This is a genomic window from Pseudochelatococcus contaminans (assembly GCF_014195635.1).
GTDB lineage: Bacteria > Pseudomonadota > Alphaproteobacteria > Rhizobiales > Beijerinckiaceae > Pseudochelatococcus > Pseudochelatococcus contaminans.
The window spans coordinates 394875-405889 of record NZ_JACICC010000004.1 but is presented as its reverse complement, the minus strand read 5'-3'; the positions used below and the strand labels follow the sequence as shown (position 1 = coordinate 405889).

Sequence of the window (11015 nt, the reverse complement as noted above, 5' to 3'; positions counted from 1 at the left end):
CGCCGAGAGCCGCTTCGGCGTTTCCTTAATAAGATATTAATCTTATGGTAAACGCCGATGCAAACCTTTCGCTGCAAGGCTTTATGCCTCTGACAGGAGGTCTTCGCCGCTCCGTTGCATGGCGGAGCAACATGGAGAAGCCTGACTCAAGCCCCGGCTGGCCTGTCGCATGATGTTTTGTTAGAGATTCTAAAGTAACAGAGTTTCCGGCAGGCCGGGGTGCAGGCCGGGGTGGATGGCGCAGCCTCCGCATTTTGTCATAACTTGCTCGAATAGCAGGGTTTTTCATGCCATTCATTAAATTTGTCGATGCGCGCGGTGGGGTCATGGTCGTGGAGGCCGCCACGGGTTCGACTGTCATGGAAGCGGCTGTTCGCAACTCCGTTTCAGCCATTGTCGGCGAGTGCGGCGGCGCCTGCGCCTGTGCGACGTGCCACGTCTATGTGGATGAGGCATGGCAGAACGCTGTCGGCGAACCGGACCCGATGGAAGAGGACATGCTGGATTTTGCGCTCGACGTGCGGCCCAACTCGCGCCTCTCGTGCCAGATCCGGATACGCGACGATCTCGACGGCCTTGTTGTTCATACACCCGCGCGGCAAGCGTGAAGCAACACTCTCTTCTCATAGCGTAACTGAACGCTGTCGATCACCTTTCAACCGAAGGGTTGTCAGCGGCGGTTAATTGATATCTGACAACGCCGGAAGAAGGGCTTTCCGGTTTACTGATTCCGGCGATATCATTCGGGATGCTTCGAGAAGGAGAAGACGCGCCATGTTCAAGAAAATACTCGTTCCGGTCGATCTGGCAGATCTCGAAATCGCCCGTCAGGCAGTGACAAGGGCAGCGGCGCTGGCGCGCGAGTCCGGCGGCACCGTGCGGCTGATCTATATCCGCTCCATCCTGCCGGTGTCGTTCGTCGAGTTCGTACCGCCGAATTTCGATGAGGAACAGGCGCGTCTGGCTGCCGAGGAGCTGGCGGAATTCGCCAAGGAAGTGGCGCTGCCGCCGGAGCGCGTCTCGACAGTCGTCCGCATCGGCGCTGTTTATAATGAAGTGCTGGAAGAGGCGGCGGAAATCGGGGCGGACCTGATCGTCGTTTCGTCGCACCAACCCGGCGTCTCCACCTATCTCATCGGTTCAAATGCTGCGACCATCGTTCGCCATGCGACGTCATCGGTGCTGGTTCTGCGCGAGTGATCTCTGCGGCCCGCTCCGGATAACCGGACATTTGAATATAGAAAAGGCGGGTGTGGACATCCACACCCGCCTTTCTGCTTGACGCAGACCCGCCGACAATAGCGGCAGGAACAATATTACTTACCCTTAATTACTTGCCCTTGTGAGGGCCCGGGCCGTGACCAGCGCCGTGCTGGGGACCGGGGCCAGGGCCGAAGGAGAGCGTGTCGCGCAGCAGCACACCGAAGCGGCGCTTCTGAGCGTCATCGAGGCTGTCGAACAGCGGCTTGGCTGCTTCCGAAATCTTGGTGAGGCGTTCTGCCTGATCGCGCAGGCGTTCTGCCTGACGGTTGAGAACCTCAAGCCCGTCGGGACGCGACCGCTCGCCACGCTGCTCAGCGCGCTGTTCGGCCCGCTCGTCTGCGGCGTTGCGGAGTGCCGTCTCAAGTCCGGCCCAGTTGGCCTCCTGTGCGGACGTCAGCTGCAAACCGGCTTTGAGTGCCGCAATGCGTGCCGCCGTGAATGCAGCACGGTCTTCAGCGCTGAAGCGCGGGCCGCGCTGGCGGTCTGAATCCGAACGCTCTGCTGCGGGCTTATCCTGCTTGTCGGCCTGGGCGAAGGTCGGGGCCACGCCTGCGACGAGAAGAGCGGCGGCGGAGGCGGCAACGAGGGTCTTTTTCATGTCCCATGATCCTTTCGACTGCGCAATGTTGCGACAACAAAAGAATGCATTCATGGAGCGATATGTTCAAATTAATTTTCATTAAGGTGGTCGTCTCAATGCTGCCTGAATTGTTAATGAAATTTTATTATTTTATTTCAGAGAAAAATTGCAGTATTATTTAACAAAATATTTTAATTTAGTCTCATGTTGTTTCTGAAATGGCTATTTTTATATTTGTATATCTGCAAATTGACAATTATCTGTTATATGTTCCTTTATTGTTCTTGCGAGTCTGTTCGGTGCAATCTATGGTGCCTGACAGTTTGCAAGGGGAGCAGGTGACAGGGGTATGGTGGCGCGTGTGGCGACGGTTGCTTTCGAGGGGATCGAGGCGCGTCCAGTCGATGTTCAGGTGCTGGTTTCATCCGGGGCGGTGGCTTTTTCCATCGTCGGCCTTCCGGACAAGGCGGTCGGCGAGTCTCGTGAGCGGGTGAGGGCGGCGTTGGTTGCTTCGGGCCTGGCGATGCCCGCCAAGCGCGTCACGGTCAACCTTGCGCCGGCGGACATGCCCAAGGAAGGCTCGCATTATGACTTGCCGATCGCACTGGCGATCATGGCGGCGATTGGCGCGATACCGGGGGATGCGCTGGCCGGATATGCGGTTCTCGGGGAATTGGGCCTCGATGGCGCGCTGACACCCGTGGCAGGAGTTCTGCCCGCCGCGATGGCTGCGTCCGCGCGTGGGCTGGGCCTCATCTGCCCGGCGGCGTGCGGGCCTGAGGCAGCTTGGGCCAGCGGGGATCTGGATATTGTCGCGCCGGTATCGCTGGTGCAACTGGCCAATCACATCAGAGGTGTGCAGGTGCTGTCCCGGCCCCAGCCCGGCGTGGGACGGGAGAGCGGCGCGCTGCCTGATCTCAAGGATGTGCGCGGGCAGGAAAGCGCCCGCCGCGCGCTGGAAATCGCGGCTGCGGGGAATCACAATTTGCTGTTTCATGGCCCGCCGGGAAGCGGCAAATCCATGCTTGCCAGCCGGCTGCCATCGATCCTGCCGCCGCTCACCCCGCGTGAACTGCTGGAAGTGTCGACAATTCATTCCGTTGCAGGCTTGCTGCAGGAGGGCGCGTTGACTGACCGGCGTCCGTTCAGGGCTCCGCACCATTCCGCTTCCATGGCCGCCCTGGTCGGGGGCGGGGCGCATGCGCGTCCGGGGGAGGTATCGCTGGCGCATAATGGCGTGTTGTTCCTCGACGAATTGCCCGAGTTCCAGCCGCAGACGCTGGACGGTTTGCGCCAGCCGATGGAAACCGGGGAAGTGCTGATTTCCCGCGCCAACCGCCGTGCCGTCTATCCGGCAAGATTTCAGCTTGTAGCTGCAATGAATCCGTGCCGGTGCGGTAATGCCACGGAGCCGGGCTTCGCCTGCCGCCGCCAGCCGAACGATCGCTGCATGGCCCAATATCAGGCGCGGCTTTCCGGCCCACTGCTCGACCGTATCGATCTCGTCATAGAAGCACCGGCGGTGACAGCGGCCGATCTGATCCGGACGCAACCGTCGGAATCCTCCGCGACCGTCGCCGCACGGGTGGGGCAGGCGCGGGACAGACAGTCACAACGTTTCCGTGCGCTCGGCCTGCCCGGAGACATGACCAATGCCCGCTGTCCGCCGCCGGTGCTGGAAGAAGTCGCCCGGCCCGATGCTGCGGGGCTTTCGTTGTTGCGCGATGCGGCGGAAACCATGCGCCTGTCTGCGAGAGGCTACCACCGCGTCCTGCGCATGGCGCGGACTCTGGCGGATCTCGATGCTGAGCAGCAGGTGCGACGTGTGCATATCGCCGAAGCGCTGTCCTATCGCGGCGGCCTTGGCCGGATTGCCGTGGCGGCGTAAAGAGTTGTCCTCGCACGCGGCAGGTTGTTGCCGCTATGCAACGGCCTGTTATCAACATGCGTATTCGCTTGCGTGTTAACCGCATTGCAATAACTTGCTGGCTGTGGCGGCCTCAAGGCCCTATGATGATGGCGTGTTAAAGACAGTCGAAGGGCCGGAAGAGCGCGAGCATGATCATAGACCACAACGAATCTGGCGACATCCATGGGGTTATGGACGAGAAGCGGGCAGCGCTGTTCTACCTGAAGGAAGCCTTCGCGGAGGCACGTCTCGACGGGCTTGACGACGATTGCATCGCTCATGCGGCGTTGTTCGCAGCTTTCCACAGCCTCGTCGAGGTTTATGGCGAGGATGCCGTGGCTGATTTTGCCGAGCGGCTTCCTGATCGTCTGCGGTCGGGCTGCTTCTCGTCCCGTCCGCGCCACTGAAAGAGCTGAGAAGCCTTTCAGGCATAACGGAAAACGGTATGAAGCGGGGGCGTATCAACGCTCCCGTTTTGCATTTGCCGGGTTGTAATCTGCCTTGCGCCGGCATCGATTGATGCGTCTCAGCCGGGTGCGAGCCTCCGCTCCCATTCCCACGCATGGCTGATGATGACGGGCAGGCTGTCAAAACGCGGTTTCCAGCCAAGGGCGAGGATGCGCGCGTTGGCTGCGACGAGTGACGCGGGATCGCCATCCCGCCGGGGTGCGTTGCGGCTGTTGATCGGCTGGCCGGTCACATCGCGCACGGTCGCCAGGACATCACGCACCGACGCGCCGCGCCCGTAACCGCAGTTGAGCGTCAGATTGTCGCCGCCGGCACGGAGATGGGCGAGCGCCAAGGAGTGGGCGCCGGCGAGATCGGACACATGCACGTAGTCCCGAACGCAGGTGCCATCGCGGGTCGGATAGTCCTGCCCGAAGATGTCGATGTGGGGGCGCTGGCCGAGCGCCGCGGCAAGCGCCACCTTGATGAGATGAGTCGTGGGTGTCGATTGTCCGGCACGCCCTTCCGGGTCCGCGCCGGCGACGTTGAAATAACGCAGGATCGCATATTGTAGGCCATGCGCGCGGGCGGTGTCGCGCAGGATCTGTTCCACCACGAGCTTGGTCCAGCCATAAGGGTTGATGGGCGATAACGGCGTGTCTTCGGGAATCGGTGAGACGGCGGCATCGCCGTAGATGGTTGCGGTCGAGGAAAAGATGAACCGCTTCACGCCGTGGCGCACGGCCGTTTCGATCAGGGAGCGGGTCTTCATCGTGTTGTTGAGGTAGTACCCCAACGGATCGATAACCGATTCCGGCACGCTGATGCGCGCGGCGAAGTGAATGATGGTGTCGATATCGTGGTCGTGAATGATGCGGGCGATCAGCGCCTCGTCCCCGATATCGCCGTTGTGCACAGGCACGCCGAGGGCGATGGCCTCGCGGCGGCCGGTGGAGAGATTGTCGAGCGCGACGGGCGTTTCACCATTGTCGAGAAGTTCGAGCACCATGTGGCTGCCGATATACCCTGCGGCGCCTGTGACGAGAACGGCCATTTAAACTCCCACCGCGCGCGCTTCACGATTGCGCGCGCTTGTCCAAAGAACCGGATGATTTCATTTCAAGGAAATCCGCGCCAGTTCAGAATCATCGTTTAGTGCTTGCGCGCGGAAAAATCATCCCATTATTGAAAGGCATGGTGATGCGGCTCAAGAGCGGAATCTGGGTGTCGGCCTATTTGCGGCGCTGCGCCGTGGAAGGGGCGTTCGCCGTGCTGCGTCGGCGCGGGGCGGAAGAGGCGGGCGCGATCTTCGTCGTGGTCGATCAGCTGGACGGAATCGTGACCCTGTATGGTCCCGCGCCGCAAAGCCTCGCCGACGAGGAAACGGGTGTGAGACTGTTCGCCCCCTTGCCGCTGAAGCCGGAACCGACCCCTGCCGCCGCCCACGCGCGGTTGCAAAGAGAAATCGAATTCGATCCGGACCTGTGGATTGTCGATGTCGAAGATCGCCAAGGCCGGCACTTTCTGGATCTGGCGAAGGAATAGTGTTCCGTTCCGGCGAAATCGGAATACTGGCTCCAAACGCCATATTTCATCAAGGATTTCATTTAGTTCGATCGAGCGATTTGAGTGAAATCAGCGCCAGAATAGCTCATATGGGCAGGCCTTCATCCCATGGCGGGGAGGGTGAAAAATGGGCTGTCAGGAAGTCGACAAGCGCGCGCACCTTGGCGGGTGGGCGGCGGTCGTGCGGAAAAACCGTGTAGACGCCGCCGACATCGACGACCGGCTGGTCCAGTTCGATCACCGTCAGCCGCCCGGCACGCACGCCGTCGCCGACGAGGAAACTGGGCTGGTAGATGATGCCCTGTCCAGCTTCGGCGGCGATCACCAGCACGTCGCCGTTGTTGACACGCAGATTGCCGGAGACGCGGGCCATCTCGCCGGATGTGCCGAAGGGCCATTTATCCGTGCCGTGGCGCTGCGACAACGTGTAGCCGAGGCAATTGTGACGACTCAGATCCTTCAAGGTGCGCGGCGTGCCATGGCGGGCAATGTAGTCCGGCGATGCGCATAACAGGTTGCGGGCAGGGGCGAGCTTGCGGGCGATGAGACGCGACTCAGCCAAAGTGCCAATCCGCACCGCCACATCCCATCCTTCTTCGATGAGGTCGACCACGCGGTCGTTGAGGCCCAACTCGATGTCCAGTTCGGGATACGCCTCCTGAAATGCCGGTAGCAGCGGCGAGATCTGGCGTATGCCGAACGAGAAGGGCACGTTGAGCCGCAACACGCCGTGGGGCCGGACATTGCCTGCGCCAGCGTCGGCTTCCGCTTCCTCGACATCGGCGAGAATGCGCAGGCAGGCCTCATGAAAGCTGCGCCCGGCATCCGTCAATGTCAGGCGGCGCGTCGTGCGGTGCAACAGGCGGGCGCCGAGGCGCTCTTCCAGCGCGGCGACATGCTTGGTCACCATGGTTTGCGACATGCCGGAAAGCCGCGCTGCAGCGGTGAAACTGCCGGAGGCCACAACCTTCGAGAACACGCTCATGCCTGTCAACCTGTCGAGCATGTGGACGCTCCGGACGCTAATTTCACACTATCAGTTATAAATAATATGCATAAATACCGGATTATTGTCATCCCGAATTTCAATCATAGTGCATGGCAGTTCCAGCGGGCGGGGCCACGACCATCCGGTGCATTGCTGTCGAGCAGGCTGATCTGCTCAACCGGAAGCCGCACAAATTCAGGTGGTTAGCCCTTACCCGCTTATCTCTAACGATTGTTGTTCCTGGAGAATTGCCGATGTCTATCGCCGCCAAACTGAATTCCTTCCAGCCGCAGGTTTTGTCTATTCTGCGGATCGCATCCGGCCTGTTCCTGCTGCAGCACGGGCTTTCCAAACTGATCCAGTTTCCTTACGTCGAGTCGCTTGCCAATGTGCCGCTGTTCTCTCAGCTTGGCATTGGCGGCATCATCGAAACGGTTGGCAGCATCCTGCTGATTCTGGGGCTGTTCACGCGTCCTGCCGCATTCATCCTTTCCGGTCTCACCGCCGTTGCCTACTTCCAGTTTCACCTGCCGCGCGGTTTCTATCCGTTGACGAACGGCGGCGAGCTGGCGGCGCTGTTTTCCTTCGTGTTCCTCTACATCGTGTTTGCCGGTCCGGGCGCCTGGAGCCTCGACGGCAAGCGCGCATGATCGGGGAGGGCGCTGTGAATACAAACGTCAACACCCCTGACGGGCAGACGCCGCGCCCCATCGACGCAGGCGTGCGCATCGGCCACGTTCACCTCAAGGTCGCCGATCTCGACAGGGCGCTGGCGTTCTATTGCGGCGTTCTCGGGTTCGAGGTGACGCAGCGGTATGGCCGCCAGGCCGCATTCATCTCGGCGGGTGGCTATCACCATCACATCGGGCTGAATACGTGGGAGAGCGCCGGCGGCAAGCCGCCCGCGCCGGGCTCGACGGGGCTATACCACCTGGCGATACTCTATCCCACCCGCGCCGCGTTGGCGGATGCCCTGCGCCGGCTGCTGGCGGCAGGTGTGGAGCTTGATGGTGCCAGCGACCACGGTGTCAGTGAAGCGCTTTATCTGCGAGACCCGGACCAGAACGGCGTCGAACTTTATTGGGATCGCCCGCCGGAGGAATGGCCGCGCGATCGCAATGGCAATCTCGCCATGACGACACAAAGGCTGGATCTGCGTGATCTGCTGGCGACAACCTAAGAGGCGCGCGGCCGGTTGGCATCAACCGTTCCGGCCGCGTCGCTCACGTCTGCGCTTGCGGTCGGTGGCGGCTTCTGCTGCTTCCTCTTCGGGCGTCAGCGTCGGCCATGCGACGATGCGCTCCTGCAGATCGTCAACGTCGATATCGTCTTCGCTGGCCGAGACCCGCCCGCGCACCGACACGCCCGCCGTGTGGACGGTTTCCGGATCGCCCGACACCAGCGGATGCCACCAGGGCAAATCCATCCCCTCCCGAACCAGTCGATAACCGCATGTCGGCGGCAGCCAGGGGATGCGGGCGACTTCGTCCGGCGTCAACCGAATACAATCGGGAACGATTTCCTGCCGGCGCGGATAGTTGATGCAGCGGCACGTGCCGGCGTCCAGCAGTCTGCAGGTGACATCTGTTGCGTAAATGCGGCCTGTGTCTTCGTCTTCCAGTTTGACTAGACAGCACCGTCCACAGCCGTCGCACAGGGATTCCCATTCCCGTTCGGACATTTCATGCAGTTTTCTTGTCTTCCAGAACGGTAATCCCGAATCCGTCAAAATAATTCTCCAACAGGTATTATCCTGCGTCACATTCATGTGCATTTTCACACAATATGGTGGCCAATGTGTGAGGTTACCGCCACATTCTTCCGCGAATTGAAGTCCCGGTTAAGCATGACCACGTTTAGCGCGGTGGACGCGATTGCGGCGGCGCGGAAGGTATTTTACCACTGAGACAATCTTCAGGCTCGCTCATGGGGCGATTGCGGTGTTTAATTATCGTAAGGTGCCTTTTCTTACGCGTCTGAAGCGCGCTGCGCTTGTCGCAGACTCGTGGATTGACGCCTCTCTCTATAACGCAGGTTCGGCGCTTGGCGAAGTCTGGCGGCGGATATCCGCGCAGACAGACCGGCTGGCCGTGACGGGCATGCGCCGCGTGGCGGTGGAAATCGCCAGCGAGGGCGCTACCTTGTCGGTGGCGGGCGGCATGCTGCTGCTTGCGCTGTCGCAGCCCGCGTTCCGCGAAACCACTGAAGACTGGCTGAAGAAGCCCGAGTTCGCCGTCACCTTCCTCGACCGCTATGGCACGGAGATCGGCCGGCGGGGTATTTTGCATGACGACTCGCTGGAGTTGAGCGAGTTTCCGGAGGTTCTTGTCAAGGCCGTGCTGGCAACCGAGGACCGGCGATTCTATCAGCATTTCGGGATCGACCTGGTGGGTACGCTCCGAGCGCTGTCGGCTAATGCCCGCGCTGATGGCGTGGTGCAGGGCGGATCGTCCATCACCCAGCAGTTGGCGAAGAATCTGTTCCTGACCAATGAGCGGTCGATCCAGCGCAAGATCAACGAGGCGTTCCTGTCGCTGTGGCTCGAATCGCGCCTCACCAAGAACGAGATCCTCAAGCTTTATCTCGACCGCGCCTATATGGGCGGCGGCACTTTTGGTGCGGCGGCTGCGGCGGAGTTCTACTTCGGCAAGTCGGTGCGCGATGTCACCTTGCCTGAGGCGGCGATGCTGGCCGGGTTGTTCAAGGCTCCCTCCAAATACGCGCCGCATGTCAACTTGCCGACGGCGCGCAGCCGTGCGTCCGACGTGCTGGGCACCATGGTCAAGGCTGGTTTCATCAGCGAGGGGCAGGCCGAAATCGCCCGGCGCAACCCTGCGACGCCGATGGATCGAGGCCGCGACGCCAGCCCGGATTATTATCTGGACTGGGCGTTCGACGAGATTCGCGCCATGGCTGGCGAGGGAGCACTGCACGGTGAGCGGGTGCTCGTGGTGCGCACGCCGCTTGACCTCTCCATCCAGCACATGGCCGACACCGCGCTGGAAGAAGGATTGTTGCAGGAAGGCAAGCGCTGGGGCGTGAAGCAGGGCGCCATCGCCGTTCTCAGCCCGGACGGGGCGGCGCGTGCGATGGTCGGCGGGCGCGATTATGGCGAGAGCCAGTTCAACCGCGCTACCGGATCGCTGCGCCAGCCGGGGTCGTCGTTCAAGCCGTTCGTTTTCGCTGCCGCCATGACTGACGGTCTGGTGAAAGAGGACAGCATGATCGTCGACGGCCCGACGTGCATCGGCAACTGGTGCCCCAATAACTACGGGCGCAGCTTCGCCGGACGAATGACGCTCACCACCGCCCTGCAACGCTCGGTCAACACAACGCCGGTACGGCTGACCCTGATGATGGGCCACGGCAATGCGCGCAAGGGGCTGGAACGCGTCATCGAGATGAGCCACCTCATGGGCATCACCACGGAATTGCGCAACACCGCGCCGCTGCCCATCGGCGCGGAGGGTGTGCGCGTTCTGGATATGGCAGCGGGCTTTGCTGCGTTCTCCAATGGCGGATATCGCGCCAAGCCCTATGCTGCCATCGAGATCAGCAATGGCCATGGCGACATCATCTGGAGCCGCAGCAAGGATGCCCCCACGCCGGAACGCATTCTGCCCCCTGAAGTGGCGGAAGGCATGAACCGCATGATGATCAAGGTCGTGGAAGCGGGCACGGGTCGGCGCGCGCGCATTGATGGTGTCCCGGTGGCGGGCAAGACGGGGACGACGAACGCCTATCGCGATGCCTGGTTCGTCGGCTACACCGGCAATCTGGTGGCGTCGGTCTGGCTTGGGAACGACGATTACAAGCCAGCCAACCGCATGACCGGCGGCACGCTGCCGGCGCAGATCTGGAAGGCGATGATGCTGCCAGCCCATGCCGGCCAGACCATTCGCCCCATGCCGGGTGTGACGCCGGGAGCCGAGGCTATCGCCGCCGCGCCTGCGGAGGCGGGCGAGAATGTCGATGCGGCCAATCTGTCCCGCCAGTCCTGGGAGTTGCTGCAAGGGCTCGATGCGTTGTTTCGCGAGGCCGAGAGTTCCGGTAGCCAACCGACGACAGCCGGCGCGGGCGGGGAGGTTCCGTCAGGAGTATCGCAGGACAAGACAGCAAAAGACGACACGTCACAGGATTCGCCGCAGCGACTGGCGGCGCGAAACGTGCCGGCCCAGGCGCCTAACCCGCCATGATGTCCGCCAGCGCCGCCGCGGCGCTTGCATGGCGGCAAGGCCTGGGCGATAACGCGATTCTTCGTT

Annotated in this window: 12 protein-coding genes; 8 read left to right on the top strand and 4 right to left on the bottom strand. The window is 61.6% G+C overall.

Features of this window, described 5'->3' with window-relative positions:
* Positions 1 to 287 precede the first annotated feature (287 nt).
* Together FHS81_RS10455 and FHS81_RS10450 are read left to right on the top strand one after the other, a co-directional pair.
* Positions 288 to 608 carry a 2Fe-2S iron-sulfur cluster-binding protein gene (locus FHS81_RS10455; RefSeq protein ID WP_183752671.1) on the top strand — a complete coding sequence of 107 codons (321 nt, stop codon included), beginning with the start codon at positions 288 to 290 and terminating at the stop codon, positions 606 to 608.
* A 166-nt stretch (positions 609 to 774) separates the two neighbouring features.
* Entirely contained in the window at positions 775 to 1200 is a 426-nt protein-coding gene (locus FHS81_RS10450; protein WP_183752669.1) for a universal stress protein, read from the top strand.
* Positions 1201 to 1330: 130 nt separating this feature from the next.
* Here FHS81_RS10450 and FHS81_RS10445 read toward each other — a convergent pair whose 3' ends face one another.
* A complete protein-coding gene (locus FHS81_RS10445; protein ID WP_183752667.1) occupies positions 1331 to 1861 on the bottom strand; it encodes a Spy/CpxP family protein refolding chaperone in 531 nt (176 codons plus the stop codon).
* Between the two features lie 331 nt (positions 1862 to 2192).
* On the opposite strand from FHS81_RS10445, the gene FHS81_RS10440 reads away from it, so the two are divergent.
* Both FHS81_RS10440 and FHS81_RS10435 read left to right on the top strand, forming a co-directional pair.
* A complete protein-coding gene (locus tag FHS81_RS10440) occupies positions 2193 to 3731 on the top strand; it encodes a YifB family Mg chelatase-like AAA ATPase (protein WP_183752665.1) in 1539 nt (512 codons plus the stop codon).
* A gap of 170 nt (positions 3732 to 3901) precedes the next feature.
* A complete protein-coding gene (locus tag FHS81_RS10435) occupies positions 3902 to 4159 on the top strand; it encodes a hypothetical protein (protein WP_183752663.1) in 258 nt (85 codons plus the stop codon).
* Positions 4160 to 4278: 119 nt separating this feature from the next.
* On the opposite strand, the gene galE is transcribed toward FHS81_RS10435, so the two are convergent.
* Positions 4279 to 5253, bottom strand: coding sequence for a UDP-glucose 4-epimerase GalE (galE, locus tag FHS81_RS10430; protein ID WP_183752661.1), 975 nt, complete (start codon positions 5251 to 5253; stop codon positions 4279 to 4281).
* 146 nt (positions 5254 to 5399) lie between these two features.
* Here galE and FHS81_RS10425 point away from each other — a divergent pair, with 146 nt between their 5' ends.
* A complete protein-coding gene (locus FHS81_RS10425; protein ID WP_183752659.1) occupies positions 5400 to 5744 on the top strand; it encodes a DUF1491 family protein in 345 nt (114 codons plus the stop codon).
* A gap of 106 nt (positions 5745 to 5850) precedes the next feature.
* On the opposite strand, the gene FHS81_RS10420 is transcribed toward FHS81_RS10425, so the two are convergent.
* Complete coding sequence (locus FHS81_RS10420) at positions 5851 to 6771, bottom strand: LysR family transcriptional regulator (protein WP_183752657.1); 921 nt, start codon at positions 6769 to 6771, stop codon at positions 5851 to 5853.
* A 236-nt stretch (positions 6772 to 7007) separates the two neighbouring features.
* Here FHS81_RS10420 and FHS81_RS10415 point away from each other — a divergent pair, with 236 nt between their 5' ends.
* Positions 7008 to 7403 carry a DoxX family protein gene (locus FHS81_RS10415; protein ID WP_183752655.1) on the top strand — a complete coding sequence of 132 codons (396 nt, stop codon included), beginning with the start codon at positions 7008 to 7010 and terminating at the stop codon, positions 7401 to 7403.
* Positions 7404 to 7417: 14 nt separating this feature from the next.
* Positions 7418 to 7933, top strand: coding sequence for a VOC family protein (locus FHS81_RS10410; RefSeq protein ID WP_343052469.1), 516 nt, complete (start codon positions 7418 to 7420; stop codon positions 7931 to 7933).
* A 21-nt stretch (positions 7934 to 7954) separates the two neighbouring features.
* Here FHS81_RS10410 and FHS81_RS10405 read toward each other — a convergent pair whose 3' ends face one another.
* Positions 7955 to 8521: a YcgN family cysteine cluster protein gene (locus FHS81_RS10405; RefSeq protein WP_183752651.1), complete on the bottom strand. Its 567-nt coding sequence runs from the start codon at positions 8519 to 8521 to the stop codon at positions 7955 to 7957.
* A 172-nt stretch (positions 8522 to 8693) separates the two neighbouring features.
* Here FHS81_RS10405 and FHS81_RS10400 point away from each other — a divergent pair, with 172 nt between their 5' ends.
* Complete coding sequence (locus FHS81_RS10400) at positions 8694 to 10949, top strand: PBP1A family penicillin-binding protein (RefSeq protein ID WP_183752649.1); 2256 nt, start codon at positions 8694 to 8696, stop codon at positions 10947 to 10949.
* Positions 10950 to 11015 lie beyond the last annotated feature (66 nt).